The sequence below is a fragment of the Pseudobacteroides cellulosolvens ATCC 35603 = DSM 2933 genome (assembly GCF_001262605.1).
GTDB lineage: Bacteria > Bacillota > Clostridia > Acetivibrionales > DSM-2933 > Pseudobacteroides > Pseudobacteroides cellulosolvens.
Genome location: NZ_LGTC01000001.1, coordinates 3,007,823 through 3,028,577, shown reverse-complemented (window position 1 = coordinate 3,028,577; position 20,755 = coordinate 3,007,823). Strand labels below are relative to the sequence as shown.

Annotated in this window: 18 protein-coding genes, 1 tRNA gene and 2 rRNA genes; 17 read left to right on the top strand and 4 right to left on the bottom strand. The window is 39.5% G+C overall.

Features of this window, described 5'->3' with window-relative positions; translation table 11 throughout:
- Nucleotides 1-17 precede the first annotated feature (17 nt).
- The 5 genes from clpB (at nt 18) to Bccel_RS32340 (ending at nt 4,438) form a co-directional block, all read left to right on the top strand.
- Complete coding sequence (gene clpB, locus Bccel_RS12285) at nt 18-2,609, top strand: ATP-dependent chaperone ClpB (protein WP_036942557.1); 2,592 nt, start codon at nt 18-20, stop codon at nt 2,607-2,609.
- A 100-nt stretch (nt 2,610-2,709) separates the two neighbouring features.
- On the top strand, nt 2,710-2,850 hold the full coding sequence (locus Bccel_RS30225; RefSeq protein ID WP_160317717.1) for a MerR family transcriptional regulator: 141 nt from the start codon (nt 2,710-2,712) through the stop codon (nt 2,848-2,850).
- Between the two features lie 157 nt (nt 2,851-3,007).
- Nucleotides 3,008-3,505, top strand: a complete 498-nt coding sequence (locus Bccel_RS12280) for a hypothetical protein (RefSeq protein ID WP_160317716.1) — start codon at nt 3,008-3,010, stop codon at nt 3,503-3,505.
- Nucleotides 3,506-3,572: 67 nt separating this feature from the next.
- Nucleotides 3,573-4,052 (top strand): flavodoxin family protein, encoded by a 480-nt coding sequence (locus tag Bccel_RS12275; RefSeq protein ID WP_036942551.1) that lies wholly within the window; start codon nt 3,573-3,575, stop codon nt 4,050-4,052.
- 101 nt (nt 4,053-4,153) lie between these two features.
- Nucleotides 4,154-4,438, top strand: coding sequence for an NAD(P)H-dependent oxidoreductase (locus tag Bccel_RS32340; RefSeq protein ID WP_338053629.1), 285 nt, complete (start codon nt 4,154-4,156; stop codon nt 4,436-4,438).
- 70 nt (nt 4,439-4,508) lie between these two features.
- Here Bccel_RS32340 and Bccel_RS12265 read toward each other — a convergent pair whose 3' ends face one another.
- Complete coding sequence (locus Bccel_RS12265; protein ID WP_036942547.1) at nt 4,509-5,495, bottom strand: acyl-CoA thioester hydrolase/BAAT C-terminal domain-containing protein; 987 nt, start codon at nt 5,493-5,495, stop codon at nt 4,509-4,511.
- Nucleotides 5,496-5,837: 342 nt separating this feature from the next.
- Between Bccel_RS12265 and Bccel_RS12260 the strand changes: the two genes are divergently transcribed.
- The gene (locus tag Bccel_RS12260) at nt 5,838-6,314 is read left to right on the top strand and encodes a copper amine oxidase N-terminal domain-containing protein (protein WP_036942544.1); all 477 of its coding nucleotides are present in this window, start codon (nt 5,838-5,840) and stop codon (nt 6,312-6,314) included.
- A 126-nt stretch (nt 6,315-6,440) separates the two neighbouring features.
- Here the strand turns inward: Bccel_RS12260 and Bccel_RS12255 are convergent, their stop codons facing one another.
- Genes Bccel_RS12255 through Bccel_RS12245 form a run of 3 tightly spaced genes read right to left on the bottom strand, consistent with a single transcriptional unit; the run spans nt 6,441 to nt 9,200 of the window.
- Entirely contained in the window at nt 6,441-7,601 is a 1,161-nt protein-coding gene (locus Bccel_RS12255; protein ID WP_036942542.1) for a THUMP domain-containing class I SAM-dependent RNA methyltransferase, read from the bottom strand.
- A gap of 51 nt (nt 7,602-7,652) precedes the next feature.
- Nucleotides 7,653-8,333 (bottom strand): RluA family pseudouridine synthase, encoded by a 681-nt coding sequence (locus tag Bccel_RS12250; RefSeq protein WP_036942540.1) that lies wholly within the window; start codon nt 8,331-8,333, stop codon nt 7,653-7,655.
- A gap of 3 nt (nt 8,334-8,336) precedes the next feature.
- Nucleotides 8,337-9,200 (bottom strand): class I SAM-dependent methyltransferase, encoded by an 864-nt coding sequence (locus Bccel_RS12245; protein WP_036942865.1) that lies wholly within the window; start codon nt 9,198-9,200, stop codon nt 8,337-8,339.
- Between the two features lie 347 nt (nt 9,201-9,547).
- On the opposite strand from Bccel_RS12245, the gene Bccel_RS12240 reads away from it, so the two are divergent.
- From Bccel_RS12240 to Bccel_RS12190, 11 genes are all read left to right on the top strand, one after another.
- The gene (locus tag Bccel_RS12240) at nt 9,548-10,201 is read left to right on the top strand and encodes a PilZ domain-containing protein (protein ID WP_036942538.1); all 654 of its coding nucleotides are present in this window, start codon (nt 9,548-9,550) and stop codon (nt 10,199-10,201) included.
- A gap of 17 nt (nt 10,202-10,218) precedes the next feature.
- On the top strand, nt 10,219-11,202 hold the full coding sequence (locus Bccel_RS12235) for a 2-hydroxyacyl-CoA dehydratase family protein (RefSeq protein ID WP_036942534.1): 984 nt from the start codon (nt 10,219-10,221) through the stop codon (nt 11,200-11,202).
- 14 nt (nt 11,203-11,216) lie between these two features.
- Nucleotides 11,217-11,978 carry an acyl-CoA dehydratase activase gene (locus Bccel_RS12230; protein WP_036942533.1) on the top strand — a complete coding sequence of 254 codons (762 nt, stop codon included), beginning with the start codon at nt 11,217-11,219 and terminating at the stop codon, nt 11,976-11,978.
- Between the two features lie 70 nt (nt 11,979-12,048).
- Nucleotides 12,049-12,783, top strand: coding sequence for a 7-cyano-7-deazaguanine synthase QueC (gene queC, locus Bccel_RS12225; RefSeq protein ID WP_081926955.1), 735 nt, complete (start codon nt 12,049-12,051; stop codon nt 12,781-12,783).
- On the top strand, nt 12,776-13,159 hold the full coding sequence (gene queD, locus Bccel_RS12220) for a 6-carboxytetrahydropterin synthase QueD (RefSeq protein WP_081926954.1): 384 nt from the start codon (nt 12,776-12,778) through the stop codon (nt 13,157-13,159). Before queC ends, queD begins: the two co-directional genes overlap by 8 nt.
- Before the next feature lie 20 nt (nt 13,160-13,179).
- Nucleotides 13,180-13,809 carry a radical SAM protein gene (locus Bccel_RS12215; protein ID WP_036942532.1) on the top strand — a complete coding sequence of 210 codons (630 nt, stop codon included), beginning with the start codon at nt 13,180-13,182 and terminating at the stop codon, nt 13,807-13,809.
- A gap of 6 nt (nt 13,810-13,815) precedes the next feature.
- Complete coding sequence (locus Bccel_RS12210; RefSeq protein ID WP_036942531.1) at nt 13,816-14,385, top strand: uracil-DNA glycosylase; 570 nt, start codon at nt 13,816-13,818, stop codon at nt 14,383-14,385.
- Entirely contained in the window at nt 14,364-14,945 is a 582-nt protein-coding gene (locus Bccel_RS12205; protein WP_036942529.1) for a uracil-DNA glycosylase, read from the top strand. Before Bccel_RS12210 ends, Bccel_RS12205 begins: the two co-directional genes overlap by 22 nt.
- A gap of 416 nt (nt 14,946-15,361) precedes the next feature.
- Nucleotides 15,362-16,873 (top strand): 16S ribosomal RNA (locus Bccel_RS12200).
- 117 nt (nt 16,874-16,990) lie between these two features.
- Nucleotides 16,991-17,066: transfer RNA gene (locus Bccel_RS12195), tRNA-Ala, on the top strand.
- 421 nt (nt 17,067-17,487) lie between these two features.
- A 23S ribosomal RNA gene (locus tag Bccel_RS12190) occupies nt 17,488-20,537 on the top strand.
- The 16S and 23S rRNA genes sit together here with 1 tRNA gene alongside, the layout of an rRNA operon.
- Nucleotides 20,538-20,755: the final 218 nt, after the last annotated feature.

Here is a 20,755-nt window from a genome sequence, read left to right as displayed (position 1 = left end):
CAACAGGGGGGATAAACATGAACATGGATAGCTTTACAGAAAAGGTGCAAGCAGCAGTATCGGCGGCACAGGATATAGCAGTCCGTATGGGACATCAGCAAGTGGACGGGGAACATATTCATCTTGCATTGATAATGCAGGAGGATGGCCTTATTCCAAAACTTATAGGATATATGGGACAAGACATCAGACTGTATGCAAAGGATATTGAGATAGAGCTTGAAAAGCTTCCAAAAGTTTATGGAAGCGGAGCTTCCGGCATGTATGCCACACGGCGTTTTAATGAAATACTAATTCATGCTCGGGATGAGGCAAAGCGATTTAATGACGATTATACCAGTGTTGAGCATATTTATATGGCTTTGCTAAAGGAGAAGAATTCACCTTCACAAGCAATATTCAGGCGTTTTATGATTACGCTGGAGAAGTTTATGGCAGCCCTTGGCAAGGTACGGAGCAACCAGAGAATTACATCAAAAAACCCGGAAGAGACCTATGAGGCTTTAAAAAGGTTTGGACGTGATTTGGTGGAGCTTGCCAGAAGCGGTAAGCTTGATCCGGTTATAGGCAGGGATGCTGAGATCAGGCGTGCCATACGTATATTATCCAGAAGAACCAAAAACAATCCGGTACTTATAGGGGAACCGGGTGTTGGAAAGACCGCAGTGGTTGAGGGACTTGCTCAAAGAATATTGAAGGGTGATGTGCCGGAAGGATTGAAGGACAAGACAATTTTTGCACTGGATATGGGTTCATTGATTGCAGGTGCAAAATATCGGGGTGAATTTGAAGAAAGGCTTAAGGCTGTTCTCAATGACGTGAATAAATCCAACGGAAGAATTATTCTTTTTATCGATGAGCTTCACAATATAGTCGGAGCAGGAAAAGCTGAAGGTGCAATGGATGCAGGAAATATATTAAAGCCAATGCTTGCAAGAGGAGAGCTTCACTGCATAGGTGCAACAACCCTTGATGAGTACAGGAAGTATATTGAGAAGGATGCGGCTTTAGAAAGAAGGTTTCAGCCTATTGTGGTGGATCAGCCTACTGTGGAGGATACCATTTCCATCTTGAGAGGACTTAAGGAACGGTTTGAAATCCATCATGGAGTTAGAATCACAGACAGTGCCATAATTGCCTGCAGTGTATTGTCCAACAGATATATCAGTGATCGCTTTCTTCCAGACAAGGCAATTGATCTGATGGATGAAGCTGCTGCCATGATAAGGACGGAAATTGACAGCATGCCCACCGAACTTGATGATATTCAGAGGCGAATAATGCAGCTTGAAATTGAACGTCAGGCTCTTAAAAAGGAGGATGATGCAATTTCCAAGGGAAGGCTTTCAGGCCTTGAGAAGGAAATATCATCACTTAAGGATAAATCCGACAGTATGAAGGCACAGTGGGAACTGGAAAAGGAAAACATCAAAAGAGAGAAGAACTTGAAAGAGCAGATAGAAGAAGTTAAAAGGCAGATAGAAGAAGCTGAAAGGTCTTATGATCTTGATAAGCTTGCTGTGTTAAAACATGGAAGACTTCCTGAATTGCAAAGAAGCCTTGAAGAGGAAAAAGTTCGTAAAAAATCAAGCGAAGGTGTGCTTCTAAAGGAAGAAGTTACTGAAGAGGAGATAGCTGAAATTGTTTCCAGGTGGACAGGAATACCGGTAACAAGACTTGTGGAAAATGAAAGGGATAAGCTTTTAAATCTTGAAGAATTGCTCCACAATCGAGTGATAGGGCAGGATGAGGCGGTGACAGCTGTAAGTGATGCGGTTATACGTGCCAGGTCTGGCTTAAAGGATCCTAGAAGGCCAATAGGCTCATTCATATTCTTAGGGCCTACAGGTGTTGGTAAAACCGAGCTTGCAAAAGCATTGTCCCAGTCTCTTTTTGACAGTGATGATAATGTAGTTCGAATCGATATGTCTGAGTACATGGAAAAGCATGCAGTTGCAAGGCTTATTGGAGCACCTCCCGGTTATGTGGGATATGAAGAAGGAGGTCAACTTACAGAAGCTGTGAGAAGAAAGCCCTATTGCGTGATTCTCTTTGACGAAATTGAAAAGGCCCATCCTGAAGTATTTAACGTTCTTCTTCAGCTTTTGGATGATGGACGGCTTACCGATAGCCAGGGAAGGACGGTTGATTTCAAGAACACTGTTGTCATCATGACTTCCAATCTGGGAAGCCAGCATCTTTTAAGTGGAATTGACGAAAATGGTGAAATTGACATTAAAGCAAGGGAGTATGTTTACGGAGAGCTTAACAGGCACTTCAAGCCTGAGTTTTTAAACCGTGTGGATGAAATTGTTCTTTTTAAGCCATTAAGAAGGGAAGAAATAGTTAAAATTATTGACCTGGCTTTGGCTGATATAAGAAGGCGTCTTGATGACAGGCGTATAGGACTTGAAGTATCCATGGAGGCAAAGGAGTTTATGGCTCAAAATGCGTATACTCCTGTATTTGGTGCAAGGCCTGTAAAGAGGTACATGCAGAAATTCATTGAGACAGAAATAGGGAAAAAGATAATAAGTGGAGAGGTTAGTGAGGGTAAAAATATTTATATAGATGTTTCGGATGGAGTGCTTGTGATAAGGATTTATTAGATGGGAAGTTAATAATTCTAGGAGATATATAATACTATATGCATTAATTGCTTGTTGGCAAATAAATGTATCATATATATTGGAAGGAGATGGCTGTGAATTGTTTAAAAAATATCGCACAGGTGAACTTTTGAAATATTTGGGAGTTCTAAGAGATACACTTAGGTTTTATGAGGAGAAGGGGTTATTGAATCCCGAAAAGAATGATGAGAATAATTACCGAAGCTATAGTGTTTTTTGATGTTTATAAAATAATGATCATAGATTTTTACAAAAAACGTGGAATGACAATACACTAGATTCAGGATTTATTAAAGAACAGCGATCTTAATGATATGCAATTTCTTTTGGAAAGCAAGAAAAATGAACTGGAAAAAATGATATATGATGGTCTGTGTATGTTAAAAAGGATTGAAGAAACTCAAAGATTTAGCATGGATTTAAGCAGTAACTTTAATACATTTTCTATAAAGGCTTTACCACTATATAGAGTTGATGGAGAAGTATCTGATTTTGCTACTGTTGAGGAATATGAAAATGTGATAGATATTATTTATTCCAATAATGCGGATATGCTGTCACAGATTATGAGGTATATATCCTTTGATATAAACGGTATTAATGGTACAAAAATGATAATTGTTGATGCTGTTGATGAGAAGGAGGATAACGGCGTTTTTTTGCAATATCCCAAATGCTTTTATACAGTAAGAGAGGAGGTACAACCCCCAAAAGAACGTTCAGACTTGATGGCCATAATGCATAAATTATCCTATGAGTATGCAAACGAAAAAGGCTTAAGGCTTTTAGGAGAAGCATTTGCCATAATCCGCCTTATTACATATAAGGCGAATGAAACGAAATCATATATGGAAATTTTTATTCCTTTTGAATGATTGACATGGGGGTAAGACCCTACTTTATACTATGATTATAAACGGTTCGAAAGGAGTAAATCAGAATATGAAAACATTAGTAATCAAGGAATGCTCAAATATTGAAATCGAAAATACTTATACATTGGATCTATCAAAGCAGGAGGTAACTCATTGTGCAGGATGTTGGTCCTGCTGGTGGAAGAGCCCTGGGAAATGCGTATTTGAAGATTTAAACAAGTTTTATCATGAATACATAACTGCCGATAAAGCCATTTATTTTGCTAAAGTGTCAAAGGGATTTGTTTCAGGAAGGCTGAAAAGTCTCTTCGATAGGATGATACCTCTTTACCTTCCATATACCACCTACAAAACAGGTGAGTCCATGCATGTAAAAAGATACGAGAAATACCCTGACATCGAATTTTACTATGATGGACAATTTCAAACGGAGGATGATTGCGAAATTTTTAAAGCCTATATTAATCGGGTGTTTTATCAATTTTACTCGAAAAATATACTGGTAAAGCCTATTGAAGAATATACAGATGGGAGGTGGAAAGGTTGAAAACAATAGTTTTAAACGGTTCGCCGAAAGGAAATGCACAAAACAGTAATACAAGAATCATATGTGAAGAATTTGTGCACAATATGAAAATGCCCTGTTAAATAAAAAGTATCGCAAACTCTGATCTCACGGATTTGGCCAATTATCTGGAGAAGTTTGATACAGTAATTATCATACTGCCTCTTTACATTCATGCCATGCCGGGAATTGTAATGAAATTTATTGAACATTTAAAACCGACATCGGTACAGGGAAAATCAATTGGTTTTATCATACAGGCTGGTTTTATTGAAACGGCACAGGAATTCTTGGCATATGTATACTTAAAAAGTATTGAAAATCCATTGGATGGTTCTCTGATATGCCATACTAGTATTAAGAGATAGGAGAGGCTGGATTAACTCCAACCTCTAAATTGCTTAAATATCTTAATTTCTTCTAAATAGATATATAGGTTCAATTTTGACATCCATAATGAGATTTTAAGAAACTCAATATATCACTAAATAACTCTTCTTCATTTTCGTAAAGGTTATGCCCTGTTTCGTATGAAATATGTTCATAGAATCTTTTGTATTTTTTGTCGTTCAATCTTTTCATTATTTTTTGACACATTCCTTCCGAGTCCCACAGAACATCATTTTTACCGGAGATAAGCAATATATCTGCTTTGGATTTTTCAACCTTAATGGCAGACATTTCATCAATTTCTGGGTTTGCAATCGCATCTTTATAAACTTGTTTAAATTCAAGAATACCTTCCTCATTCATTTTTCTGTATCCTTCGAAATATGCATCATTCATTACAAAAGGTGCAAACGGTACATCTTCACCCTTGTAGCTCCATGAACTTCTTACATCCTCACCTAATCCCTGGAAAACATTTGAGGCAGGCACAAGTGCAACTACAGCCTTAACCTTTGGATTAAGACTTGCTAGAAGAAGGGATGCTTCTCCACCCTTTGACAAGCCAATAACTGCAACCCCTTTTTTATCAATTCCAGGTTGCTTTAAAACCCAATCAATAGCAGTGTTAAAATATTCCATAGGTATGCATTGTAAAGTATTGGGAAGGCCTTCCACTGCAAAATAGCCCAAAGACAAAACGGCATATCCCTTGCTTAAAAATCTCATTCTGTTTTTTTTTGCATCATCTTTGCTCCATGATTTTCCGCCTTCTGAACCACCAAAGACAATTATAGCTTTTTGGCATTTTGCATTCTTATCATAATAAAAATCAGCATTCAACCCTTTTTCTCTGACTTCCATGCTCACAATTTCTTTATCCTTTGGCCTTTCAATTTTGCATTTCTTTGGGGTTGCTTTTGATTCTACAAATGAACCGTTTTTACATGCCTGAACAAAAACGGTTCCGTTTACAAGTAAGCATACTCCAATAAATACCAGAAGCAAAGATCTTACAGTTTTTAAGTTTTTTCTCATAATGTTCCCTCCAATCATAATTTTTTTATAGTTCAGAAACGTTGAAAAATATAGCTTTTCATATTATGAGAGTTATATTTCAACAATTCTTAAATGAGACCCCGTGTAATTGGCAAATGGTATTAGGAAATATGAAACATAATTGCCAATTTATGAAGATTAATATAAGAATAGTTTATCAGAAAATCTGAACTGTGTAAACGAGTTGCTATTGTTACTGGTGCAGCTCACCCTATCCTTATGTTAATTTATATGACATTTTTCTACAAAATTATCGCTTATAACAATATTTTGTTGTATAATGAGACGTTGTAAATAAACTTTATTAAGGATGTGTACATAATGAAAAAGATGTTTGTTTTAATCTATTTTATGGTAATGGTACTTACCGTAAATGTAACTTTTGCAGCAAATTCTAAAGCTATTAAGGTTATAGTTGATGGTCAGGAAATTAAATTTACTGACGCTAAACCCACTATTGATGGAAACAATAGAGTTCTTGTACCTGCAAGGGCTATGCTGAATTGTGAAATGTACAATTTTTATGAAATCAATTGGAATAAAGCAAAAAAACAAGTAATAATTAGTGACCCGTTTAAGACTATTACTTTTGAGATAGGAAAGAATACGGCTTATGTAGAGTATTCAACTTTACCTGAATACAATAAACCAAAAACAATTAAAATGGATACTTCTGCAAAGATAATCAATAACAGAATTTATATACCTTTAAGGTCATTTGTAGAATTATTATATGGAGAAGTCAAATGGGATAGCAAAAATAAAGTCGTTACCATTATTAACAATGCTGTAGGTTAAGTTCTGCTGTTCTTAATAATTTTAAAATGCATACCATAAATATCAAATGATTATTTGGTACTCTATATGAACAAAAGTCGGATACAACTTTCGTATCCGACTTTTGTTCACTTTAAAATATAATCATTAAGACTCAACTGGCTGATCCCTATGCTCTTTTGGTGGAGGAGGCCCATAAAATTGATAGTAGTTACATTGAATCTTTCCATTATATAGCTTCCTTTTTTTACTCGCTCTGGTACCAAAAAGCTTTTCAAATTCAGGATGTGAAGTCAATATATAATAGGACCATGTATCAAACTGCTTGAAAACCTGCCCCATCTGGCGATACAGCTTTTCAACCTCTTTGCTTTCGCCTATACGCTCTCCATATGGAGGATTGCATATTATAAAACCATATTTGTATCTGGATTTAATATCTGCAGCAGCAAGCCTTTGAAAATGGATATCATTTTCCACTCCAGCCTGCTTTGCATGGTATCTGGCAAGACTCATTACCTCGTCATCTATATCTGAGCCGCTTATTCTTAGCTCCCTGTCATTTACTATGAGATCCTGTGCTTCTTCCCTGACTTTATTCCATATTGAAGGGCTTATGTTGCCCCATTTTTCCGAAATAAACTCTCTTTTTAGACCAGGTGCAATATTTTTAGCTATCAATGCTGCCTCAATGGGAATTGTACCTGAGCCACAGAAAGGATCAATCAGCACACGATCATGTTTCCATCTGCTTACAAGCAGCATTGCAGATGCTAAAGTTTCTTTGAGGGGTGCATGTGCAACGAGTTTTCGGTATCCTCTTTTATGGAGGCCTGCACCGCTTGTATCAATAGTCAGAGTTGCCATGTCTTTTAGCAGTGCAACCTCAATTTTGTATGTTGGTCCGGTTTCTTCAAACCAGTCGATTTTGTATTTCTCTTTAAGCTTTTCAACCACGGCTTTTTTTACTATTGCCTGGCAGTCTGGTACACTGAAAAGCTTTGAATTGATTGATTTTCCTTCTACAGGGAAATTTGCATTTTTGGGTATCCATTCATGCCATGGAAGGGCTTTTGTTTTTTCAAACAGCTCATCAAAGGTGAGTGCCTGGAACTCACCCATTTTCAAGAGTATTCTGTCAGCTGTCCTAAGCCAAAGATTTGTCTTAGCAATAGCCTCTTCGTCACCTGAAAAGGTAACTTTGCTGTTTTCTATATATTGGTCTTCATAACCAAGATGTTTTAATTCTCTGCCAACCACAGCTTCAATTCCGAAGGCTGAGGTTGCAATCAAGTGTAGTTTGCTCATTAACGTATCTCCATTCAAAATAATTTACAGTTTAATATATTCGCAGTTTATCTATAAAAAGATATCCCATGGATAAATACCCGGTGGGTTGGATGAAAATGACAAATTTTCATTTTGAGTCGGGTGCTTGAAACCTATTTCGTGAGACCATAAAGCTATTTGTGCTTTTTTAGTATTGGTAATACCATATTTGGCATCACCGTATAAGGGGTGCCCTATAGTAGAAAACTGGACCCTTATTTGGTGAGGCCTTCCGGTATGAAGCTTAACCTTTACCAGTGATAGGCCTTGTATGCTGCCAAGTATCTCGTAGCTTAAAATTGCTTCCTTTGCTTCAGGAGTACCGGGGGTCACAGCTTTAACCTGGTTTGTGCTGGTGTTTTTTAAAAGATAATGGGTCAGAATATCGGTGGACTTAACAGGAGTGCCTGTTATAACTGCATAATAAACCTTGGTAAACTCCCGTTTCCTTATTTGATCCGAAAGCCTAGACGCAGCTTTTGAGGTTTTGGCAAAAACCATAATACCTCCTACAGGACGGTCAAGCCTGTGAACCAGTCCTAAAAAAACATTACCGGGTTTTTGATATCTTATTTTTATATCGTCCTTCAATATTGTAAGAAGATCCAAATCTCCCGATTCGTCCTCCTGTGTAGGAATATTAACCGGCTTTTCAACAACAAGAATATGGTTATCTTCATATAATAAATTTATTTTTACTGGAGATTTCAATAGCTAGGCCTCCCAACGTCCGAAAATTCCACATGGAAGTAAAAGGCCTGGTGCTGTTATGGGAAGCCCCACTTCACCGCATGTGACTTTGCCACCTAGTTTACTGCTAAGAAGTACATTGAGTATGTTCTGCAGGATTATTGGAGAGAAGCCTGTTGTATAGGAATTTATGAGCATGAACAGCGGCTTGTCCGATAAAATTTTGCTGCATTCATCAATAATCATATATAAAGAATCTTCTATTTTCCACAATTCGCCCTTGGGACCTCTGCCATATGAGGGAGGATCCATTATGATTGCATCGTACTTGTTGCCTCTTCTGAATTCTCGTTGAACAAATTTGACAACATCATCGGTTATGTATCTGACTTTTTTATCCGAAAGGCCGGAAAGCTCTATATTTTCCTTAGCCCAAGTAACCATGCCTTTTGATGCATCAACATGACATACATCAGCACCTGCATATGCAGCAGCAACAGTTGCTCCGCCTGTATAGGCAAAGAGATTAAGGACGCTTATTTTCCTGGAAGCATTCTGAATTTTATCAATAATCCATTTCCAGTTGACGGCTTGTTCCGGGAATAGACCTGTATGCTTGAAGTTAGTTGGCTCAATATAAAAAGACAGCTTGTCATAGCTTATTGTCCAACGCTCAGGCAGCTTGATTTTAAATTCCCAATTCCCTCCACCGCTTTTACTGCGGAAATAGTGTCCATGGGGTTTTGACCAAAGCTCGCCTGCACTTTGATTTGGCCAGATAACCTGAGGATCAGGCCGTCTTAAAATGTATTTACCCCATCTTTCCAGCTTTTCGCCATCTTTGGCATCTATTATTTCATAATCCTTCCAGTCATCAGCAACAATAATCAATTTATTAAACCTCCGGTATGTATATATTAAAAAATTAAAATATTATAAAAAACAAACTTTCGAGCATATAATTATAACATATTCAAATCAGGTAGCAAAGATTGGTTTAATTTATTTTTACACATTTACATGCTTCTTATGTGTTTAAAATTATTCTTTAGTATAAGCGGTTTAATCCTGTTCACTTTTTATTTATATAAGCAGTATTGATTAAAACTTCTTATGTTGATATTATATATATGCTATAGTTTATATAAGAAAGGATTATTTTAATAAGCTTATAAGATAAATATAAGTTTTAGCCGATACATAAAAAAGAATATGATACGAGGAGTGAAATAAGCATGGATGATGTAATTGAGATAGAAAATATTCTGCCTGAAAAGTCAATTATCAAGACCAGACATCCAGGTAGTTACGATTGGGTGACAACAATTATCCGTAAAGCTTATGGAAACTGTATTGAAGTCGAGCAGGTTGAAGACTATATGGTTAAAGTAATTATGATCGGCGATAATCTGTTAATCAAGTACTCTGATAATGAATATTTATATACCATTGAATCGACAGTACAGGAAATTAAATTTGCATCAAGGGCAGTGCTGCTAACGGTAAATAGTATTAAAAGAATAAAGAATATCAGATATTCATACAGGTATGATGCCTACTTAAGTTCAAGCTTAAAGATGATGCAAGACTTCAGTGAAGTTTATTCTGTTGTTACTAATTTGAGTAACACGGGTATGAGTATAATAACAAAGGGTTACATGGAAATTGGTGAAAAAGTAGATATGAATGTATATCTATCAAGTGATAATATTATTAATTTCAAATGTGAGATTAAATGGAGCGATGTAATCTGGCCTAATAACATGTATGGAGTTCATATATTGGATATGGACAATGTTAACAGGGAGAAGTATGAAGGTTACATAAAGAAGCTGGAAAGAAAGGAAAAACGACTGATTTCCAAATACATAAATAAAACAAAAATGTAGGTTTGAGGTGCTAAATTTTGAAGAAGATTGGTTTTACTACAAGCATTCCTGTTGAGATAATTTTTGCAGCAGGGATGATTCCTGTTGACTTGAATAATGTTTTCATCACTGCTGAAAGTCCCCAAAGGAATATTGAGAATGCAGAGAATGCAGGATTTCCAAGAAACACATGTGCGTGGATAAAAGGTATTTATTCAGGGGTTGTAAACTGTGAAGATATTGATACCATAATAGGAGTTGTTGAGGGCGACTGCTCTAATGCTAAGGCATTGATGGAAGTGTTGGAGTTAAAGGGCATTACGGCTATTCCCTTTGCGTATCCAAGTTCCGATACTGTCGAGAAGCTTGGTTTAGAGATAAGGAAGCTATGTGAATATTTTAATGTAGCTATAGATGAATGTAACAAGGTTAAAGATGACCTTGATAATATAAGAAATAAGCTTGTTTACCTCGATGAATTAACGTGGAAACATAATAAGGCAACAGGGTTTGAGAATCATCTGTGGCAGGTGTCAAGCAGTGATTTTAACGGAGATTATAAAGTGTTTTCGGATGATATTACAAATTTGATTAATAAAATAGAAGGCAGAAGAGAGAATAAAAATAGAATCAGATTGGGGTATATTGGAGTTCCTCCCATTTATACAGATTTGTATGATTTTGTTGAAGAGAAGGATGCAAGGATAGTTTACAATGAGGTCCAAAGGCAGTTTACAATGGCAGATAGTATAGGAATAAGGGATTTGGTGAAGACCTATTCAAACTTTACTTATCCTTACAGTCTTAGCGGAAGGCTTAATGATATTAAAAAACAAATAGAATTAAGAAGCATAGATGCGATTATACACTATACCCAATCATTTTGTTTTAGAGGAATAGAGGATATTGTAATACGAAAGGAACTAGGAGTGCCGGTATTGACATTAGAGGGTGATAAACCCGGTAATATAGATGCAAGGACCAAGCTAAGGATAGAAGCATTTATTGAAATGTTAAAATAAGGGGAAGTATAAAGATGGTAGTTTTAGGCTTTGATATCGGAAGCAGAGCTGTAAAAGTTGTATTGTTCGAGAATGAAAGTTTTCAAAAAAGTTTGGTTTTTGATACTTTTGATTTTTATAAAAATTATTGTACTTATATAGAGGGTAAAATATTTGTAAATTTTGATAAGCTTGGAATGGGTGAGGCAGACCGTATTGTTAGCACCGGTTATGGGCGCAACAATATAAATATAGATGGTGCTGAAGCTATAACCGAGCTTAAGGCACATACATTCGGAGCGGTTTGGCAAACAGGACTTAGTGACTTTACACTTTTGGATGTGGGTGGGCAGGACAGCAAGGTAATCGACATTAAGAATAAAAGGATTATCGATATGATATTAAACGATAAATGTGCTGCTTCATGTGGAAGATACCTGGAAAATATGGCAAAGGTGATAGGATTGAGTGTTGGGGAAGTAGCAAATTACTCAAATAATCCCGTGAATTTGAGCTCAACATGTGCAGTTTTTGCCGAGTCGGAGCTTATAGGAAAAATTTCTGAAGGATATGCGGCTGAAGTTCTTGCAGCTTCTATAAATTACTCTTTATTTAAAAGGATAAAACCTCTGATAGAGAGATTTCCTGGAGAAAGTATAGTTGTAACAGGCGGGGTAGCAGAAAATAATGCTCTTTTGAACTTTATTAAAAACGAAACTGATTTTAAAGATGTAATAGTGCCGAAATACCCGCAGTTAAATGGTGCATTGGGCTGCTGCATATATGCAATGAAATAGATATACAAAGAATTATTAATATAGTTAGGGATGAATATTTTAATCGTTCCTTAGTAAATGGAGGAAAGTTATGAAAAGAGCAGTTGTATTGCTTTCAGGAGGTCTTGATAGTACAACTTGTTTATCAGTTGCGATAAAGGATGGCTATGAAGTATTTCCCATATCATTTGATTATGGACAGAGGCATCGCCGGGAACTTCATTGTGCAGGGCTTATTGCCAAGTACCATAAGCTAAAAACATATAATGTGTTTAAGCTTGACAATGTGGGGGGAAGTGCCCTTACAGATATGAGTATAAATGTGCCTGAGTATAAAGGGGATAAATTTATACCTATAACATATGTTCCGGCAAGGAATATTATATTTTTGAGTTATGCAGTGGGTTACGCAGAGGTTGTAAACGCTGAGGCTATCTATATCGGAGTAAATGCTATAGATTATAGCGGTTATCCTGATTGCAGGCCTGAGTTTATTGAAGCATTTCAGCAGATGGTTGCTGTAGGTACCAAAAGCGGGGTTGAAGGCAGGGGGGTAAAGATTGTTACACCTCTATTGAACTTATCCAAATCGGAGATTATTAAATTAGCATGCGATAAAGGTGCACCGCTGCATTTAACATGGAGCTGCTATAAGGGCGGCGATAAGGCTTGCGGTGTTTGTGACAGCTGTGTCCTTCGTTTGAAGGGATTTGATGAAGCAGGTATAGAGGATCCTATCGAGTATTCTAAAAACGATATGGAAATTGATATTGCCGGAAATCAAGCGGTGAACAAAGATGTCAACGAAAGGAACAGATATGAATAATAGATTAATGAGCATTACAAAGGTTTTTACTTTTGATAGTGCACATCATTTATATGAATATGAGGGTAAATGTAAATACATTCACGGTCATACCTACAAGCTTGAAGTAACTTTAAAGGGACCTGTAAATAAAAATGGATTTGTTATAGATTTTCATGATCTCAAAAGAATAATTAATGATGAAGTTATTTCAGTTGTTGATCATAGATATCTTAATGAGATTTTTGAATTTAATCCTACATGTGAGCTTTTAGGGTTCTGGATATGGGATAAGATTGATGCATCCATAAAGGGTGAGGAGTACTTTCTTGAAAAGGTTGTTTTATGGGAAACGCCTACAAGTTTTATTACTATAGATAGAAAAGATATGGTTTAAAGATAGGAAGATAAATTAATATGAAAGTAAATGAGATTTTTCTAAGCATACAGGGGGAAAGCATCTATGCAGGTTTTCCCACTGTATTTGTGCGTTTTAGCGGTTGTAACCTTAGGTGCTCTTACTGTGATACAGCGTATGCCTATGAGGATGGCACAGATATGGAGCCTGAAGAAGTGTTTGAAGAGATAAAAAAGCATTATTATAAGAGAGTATGTGTTACAGGCGGTGAGCCCCTTTTGCAAGGGGATCTGGAAAAGCTTTTGGTGCTATTGGAAGATTACAGTGTGACGATAGAAACAAATGGCTCAATGGATATAGGCTTATTCAAATTAGATTTAAAGCATTCTTATGTAATGGATGTGAAATGTCCGTCTAGCGGAGCTTCCAAGGAAATGAACCTTCTTAATTTTGGGTTGTTGTCAGATAGGGATGAGATAAAGTTTGTAATAGGCGGGAAAGAAGATTATGAGTGGGCAAAGGCCATAATAAAAGAGTATTATAGGAAGGGGATCATTACATTTTCGCCTGTATTCGGAAAAATTGAGTACTGCGATTTGGTTGATTGGATGTTAAGAGACAAGCTGAATGCAAGGTTTCAGATTCAGCTTCATAAAGTTATTTGGGGTGTAGATAAAAGAGGGGTTTAATAAAAAATGCTGGATTGGGAAGAATTAATTGGAGCATGTTCAGGTTGCCAAAGGTGCAGCCTGGGGAGTACAAGAAAAAATATAGTTGTTGGCAGGGGAAATGTTAATGCCCCTCTTTTATTTATCGGAGAAGGTCCGGGAGAACAGGAGGACAAGCAAGGGCTGCCTTTTGTGGGCCCGGCGGGAAAGCTTCTTGATACTTTACTGGATGCCTTGGAAATAGGTAAAGACCAATACTATATTGCAAATGTGGTTAAATGCAGACCTCCGGGAAACAGAGTTCCTCTTGATGATGAAGCGGAAAAATGCCTTCCTTATCTAAGGAATCAGGTTTATCTGATAAAGCCAAGGATAATTGTATGTCTTGGTGCAACGGCTATGAAATATATTGTAGATAAAGATGCTAGGATTACTCAAATAAGAGGAACATGGATTGAAAGAAAGGGCTACTGGATAATGCCTACATTTCATCCGGCAGCATTATTACGTGATGAATCGAAAAAAATTCTTATGTGGCAGGACATGAAAAAAGTAAAACAAAGGTTGGATGAGCTATGTCAAAACAAGATAGATTAAATAAGCTATTTGAGGAATACCAAAATGAATTTGCTGGAGAAGAAATAGTATTGGATTGCGGTAATATAGATACACGTATATTGTTGATAGGAGAGGCACCTGGGAAAGACGAAGTGAAGTTGTCGCAACCTTTTGTGGGGGCAGCCGGGAAAAATTTGAACAAGTTTCTTGAGGTAATTGGGCTTATGAGAGACAACATTTTTGTTGCAAACTCAATAAAGTACAGGCTGTCAAAGATAAATCCCAAGTCAGGCCGCAAGATTAACAGGCCGCCGACAAAGGATGAAATAGAGAAAAATCAAGGATACCTGTTAAAGGAAATAGGGATCATTTCCCCTGAGATTATTGTAACATTGGGAAATGTTCCGCTTAAAATGGTTTCAGGAGATAAAAGTATCAGCATAGGCAATGTTCATGGTGAAATAATGAAGATTCAGGTTTTAGATAAGGAATACTCGTTATATCCTTTATATCATCCAGCAAGCATTATCTACAACGCCGGTCTTCAGGATGTATATATGGAGGATGTGGTTAAACTAAAAGGCATCCTTGAAAAATAAATTTGATATTCAACTGGTCGTAATTTAAACTTATAAGGATTATTATGAAGAAAAAAGGAGAATAAAAAGTATAAATTGCATTAAAGTGCAGAAAATAATCTTTATAAGTGTTGAGATAAGTCTTAGAAGGTGGTATATTAAATAAGCTGTCGCTGAGACGCTGCTGAAAATGAGCAGCGAAGAGGAAGAAATTAAGAAATAAAAAGGTGTTGACAGCGAAGAAAAAATGTGATAGTATGTAAAAGCTGTTTCAAACGCAGCAATGGACTTTGAAAAGTAAACAGTGTAAAAAGACGAAAGAAACTCGTTAATTTTAAGATGAAGCTTTTATAAGCTAAATCAAATTTGAGTAACTTGCGAACTTTATAAAAGTCAGTAAGTAGATTATTAAATGAGCTAATTAAATTTTCAAATATTAATTTGAGAGTTTGATCCTGGCTCAGGACGAACGCTGGCGGCGTGCCTAACACATGCAAGTCGAGCGGAGATATTTAGCAATAGATATCTTAGCGGCGGACGGGTGAGTAACGCGTGGGTAACCTGCCTTATACAGGGGGATAACACAGGGAAACTTGTGCTAATACCGCATAACACAATTTTGTGGCATCACAGAGTTGTCAAAGGAGCAATCCGGTATAAGATGGACCCGCGTCCAATTAGCTAGTTGGTGGTGTAACGGACCACCAAGGCGACGATTGGTAGCCGAACTGAGAGGTTGATCGGCCACATTGGGACTGAGACACGGCCCAGACTCCTACGGGAGGCAGCAGTGGGGAATATTGCACAATGGGGGAAACCCTGATGCAGCAACGCCGCGTGAAGGATGAAGGTTTTCGGATCGTAAACTTCTTTGATGAGGGACGAATAATGACGGTACCTCAAAAACAAGCCACGGCTAACTACGTGCCAGCAGCCGCGGTAATACGTAGGTGGCGAGCGTTGTCCGGATTTACTGGGTGTAAAGGGCGTGTAGGCGGGAATGTAAGTCAGATGTGAAACTCCGAAGCTCAACTTCGGAACTGCATCTGAAACTATGTTTCTTGAGTGCTGGAGAGGAAAGCGGAATTCCTAGTGTAGCGGTGAAATGCGTAGATATTAGGAGGAACACCAGTGGCGAAGGCGGCTTTCTGGACAGTAACTGACGCTGAGGCGCGAAAGCGTGGGGAGCAAACAGGATTAGATACCCTGGTAGTCCACGCTGTAAACGATGGATACTAGGTGTGGGAGGTATCGACCCCTTCCGTGCCGCAGTTAACACAATAAGTATCCCACCTGGGGAGTACGGCCGCAAGGTTGAAACTCAAAGGAATTGACGGGGGCCCGCACAAGCAGTGGAGTATGTGGTTTAATTCGAAGCAACGCGAAGAACCTTACCAGGGCTTGACATCCCTTGACGATGGTAGAGATATCATTTCCCTTCGGGGCAAGGAGACAGGTGGTGCATGGTTGTCGTCAGCTCGTGTCGTGAGATGTTGGGTTAAGTCCCGCAACGAGCGCAACCCCTGTTGTTAGTTGCCATCATTAAGTTGGGCACTCTAGCGAGACTGCCGGTGACAAATCGGAGGAAGGTGGGGACGACGTCAAATCATCATGCCCCTTATGTCCTGGGCTACACACGTACTACAATGGCTATTACAGAGGGAAGCGAAGCGGTAACGTGGAGCAAATCCCCAAAAATAGTCCCAGTTCAGATTGTGGGCTGAAACTCGCCCACATGAAGTCGGAATTGCTAGTAATGGCAGGTCAGCATACTGCCGTGAATACGTTCCCGGGCCTTGTACACACCGCCCGTCACACCATGAGAGTCTGCAACACCCGAAGTCAGTAGTCTAACCGCAAGGAGGACGCTGCCGAAGGTGGGGCCGATGATTGGGGTGAAGTCGTAACAAGGTAGCCGTATCGGAAGGTGCGGCTGGATCACCTCCTTTCTAAGGAGAACTGAAGATTGAGATAAGTCTCAAACTTCTAAATTCCAGGTCGGTAACGAGTTCTTTCAATTACACTGTTTAGTTTCCAGAGCCCATTGGGTAATGGAAGTTTAATTTGGGGGTATAGCTCAGTTGGGAGAGCACCTGCCTTGCAAGCAGGGGGTCAAGAGTTCGACTCTCTTTATCTCCACCAGAACTGCAGAGACTAGAAATACACTTTAGGGTATATTACTGGGATCTAAGTTCAAATAGCTAAAATTAATATGTACCTTGAAAACTATATAATGAAGAAGTAAAGATGAGAAAAATAAGGGTAACAAGTATCAAGATAAAAAGTGTAAGTAATCTTACATTTGACGGAGCAAATAACGATGATTTAACGGGATTTGCGACAGACAAATGTATAGATTAGTCACTTTTGATCGAATTAAAGGTACAAGTGACTCTTAGGATGATCATAACGATGGTAAAAGACAATTACTTTATGAGAAACCATTATCGAGAGAAATCGAGAATTATCTTTTTTGCAAACAGCAACTAGGTTTCGATAAAATCACCCAAAACGGTGATTTCATCTCAACAAGTTGCAGTATAATGCGAAAAAAGATAACATAGGTCAAGCTAATAAGAGCATAGGGTGAATGCCTAGGCACCAGAAGCCGATGAAGGACGCGATAAGCTGCGAAAAGCTACGGGCAGGAGCAAATATCCGTTTAATCCGTAGATGTCCGAATGGGGAAACCCACCTGAGATAAGCACTCAGGTACCTTAACATGAATTCATAGTGTTAAGGAGGGAGACGCGGGGAACTGAAACATCTAAGTACCCGCAGGAAAAGAAAACAAAAGTGATTCCGTAAGTAGTGGCGAGCGAACGCGGAGAAGCCCAAACCGGACTACAGCAATGTAGACCGGGGTTGTGGACTGGCATAATGATTCTTGAGACTTAGCAGAAGCAGTTTGGAAAACTGAACCAAAGAGGGTAAGAGTCCCGTACGCGAAAAGTTGAGAGACAGGCCAGTATCCAGAGTACCACGAGACACGTGAAACCTTGTGGGAAGCAGGGAGGACCACCTCCCAAGGCTAAATACTAACTGGTGACCGATAGTGAAGCAGTACCGTGAGGGAAAGGTGAAAAGAACCCCGGGAGGGGAGTGAAATAGAACCTGAAACCCTATGTTTACAAGCAGTTGTAGAGCATTAAGGCTCGACAGCGTACTTTTTGTAGAACGGTCCGGCGAGTTATTGTACGTAGCAAGGTTAAGTACTTAAAGGTACGGAGCCGAAGGGAAACCGAGTCTTAATAGGGCGATAAGTTACGTGTAATAGACCCGAAACCGGGTGACCTATCCATGGACAGGTTGAAGCGGGAGTAAAATCTCGTGGAGGACCGAACCACATGACCGTTGAAAAGGTCTGGGATGAGCTGTGGATGGCGGAGAAATTCCAATCGAACTCGGAGATAGCTGGTTCTCCCCGAAATAGCTTTAGGGCTAGCCTCAAGGGAGTCTAACGGAGGTAAAGCACTGAATGGGCTAGGGGCCTTACCGGGTTACCGAACCCTATCAAACTCTGAATGCCGTATAGATGCTCCTTGGGAGTCAGACAGCGTGAGATAAGTTTCGTTGTCAAAAGGGAAACAGCCCAGACCATCAGCTAAGGTCCCAAAATCACAGTTAAGTGGAAAAGGATGTGGGTTTGCTAAGACAACTAGGATGTTGGCTTAGAAGCAGCCACTCATTCAAAGAGTGCGTAATAGCTCACTAGTCGAGTGAGCCTGCGCCGAAAATTACCGGGGCTAAAACTGTGTACCGAAGCTATGGCTTTGTGTGTGTTCAATGGTGTTACTTTAATAAGCAGTAAAGTGAAGGGAAGCTTCACGAAAAATATCCTTGTGAAACAAATAAGATATTTTTCGTTAAATTGTCCTCAAGCTAAAGCTGTGAATTAGGGAGCAGCATTGAGCACACACGAGGGGTAGGGGAGCTTACTGTTGTAGGCTGAAGCATGATCGTAAGGACATGTGGACGAAGCAGTAGTGAGAATGCCGGAATAAGTAGCGAGAGTAAAGTGAGAATCTTTACCGTCGAAAACCTAAGGTTTCCTGGGGAAGGTTCGTCCGCCCAGGGTAAGTCGGGACCTAAGCTGAGGCCGAGAGGCGTAGGCGATGGACAACAGGTTGAAATTCCTGTACTACCGTTAGCCGCTATTAGAGAAGTGGGGACGCAGGAGGATAAGTCAAGCGAGTGACTGGAAGAGCTCGTTCAAAGAAGGTAGACAGTTTGGTAGGCAAATCCGCCAGACGGTTCGAATATCTTATGAGGAGGGAAATTAGAGTACCGAAGTGACAGATTCCACGCTGACGAGAAAAGCCACTATCGAGGATGATGGTACCCGTACCGCAAACCGACACAGGTAGGTGAGGAGAGAATCCTAAGACGATCGGGAGAAGCGTTGTTAAGGAACTCGGCAAATTGACCCCGTAAGTTCGCAATAAGGGGTGCCTCAGCAATGAGGTCGCAGAGAATAGGCCCAAGCAACTGTTTATCAAAAACACAGGTCTCTGCTAAATCGAAAGATGAAGTATAGGGGCTGACGCCTGCCCGGTGCTGGAAGGTTACGGGAATCTGTAAGTCGCAAGGCGAAGCAGTGAACTTAAGCCCCAGTAAACGGCGGCCGTAACTATAACGGTCCTAAGGTAGCGAAATTCCTTGTCAGGTAAGTTCTGACCCGCACGAATGGCGTAATGACTTGGGCACTGTCTCAACAACGTACCCGGCGAAATTGTAGTACTTGTGAAGATGCAAGTTACCCGCGACTAGACGGAAAGACCCCATGGAGCTTTACTGTAGCCTGATACTGGGTTTCGGTATTCTTTGTACAGGATAGGTGGGAGGCTTGGAAGTAGTGGCGCTAGCCATTATGGAGCCAATGTTGGGATACCACTCTAAGAGTACTGGAACTCTAACCAGAGTCCGTAATCCGGACTTGGGACAATGTCAGGTGGGCAGTTTGACTGGGGCGGTCGCCTCCCAAAAGGTAACGGAGGCGTCCAAAGGTTACCTCAGCACGGTTGGAAATCGTGCATCGAGTGCAAAGGCATAAGGTAGCCTGACTGCGAGACAAACAAGTCGAGCAGGTACGAAAGTAGGGCTTAGTGATCCGGTGGTATGAAAGTGGAATTGCCATCGCTCAACGGATAAAAGCTACCCTGGGGATAACAGGCTTATCTCCCCCAAGAGTCCACATCGACGGGGAGGTTTGGCACCTCGATGTCGGCTCATCGCATCCTGGAGCTGTAGTAGGTTCCAAGGGTTTGGCTGTTCGCCAATTAAAGCGGTACGCGAGCTGGGTTCAGAACGTCGTGAGACAGTTCGGTCCCTATCTGTCGCGGGCGCAGGATATTTGAAGGGATCTGTCCTTAGTACGAGAGGACCGGGATGGACGAACCTCTAGTGCACCAGTTGTCACACCAGTGGCACAGCTGGGTAGCCAAGTTCGGCAGGGATAAACGCTGAAGGCATCTAAGCGTGAAACCCACCCTAAGATGAGATATCCCACCGTAAGGGTAAGACCCCATGTAGACTACATGGTTGATAGGTCAGGAGTGTAAGTGCAGTAATGCATTAAGCTGACTGATACTAATAGGTCGAGGGCTTGACCAATTAAAACAGGTATTTATAAAGAGAGTCTTTATCATAGTTAAATCATCAATTCTTGTCAATATTACTTCATTATATAGTTTTGAGGGTATATAAGAAATCATTTAGACATTACTTCCGATTCGAGCGGGTGTTGACGAAACTAAGTCAACACATGAGCGAGATTAGCGGAAGTTAGGATAAGAGATTTCACCTGATAATTAAATAGTCAAAAGTTGATA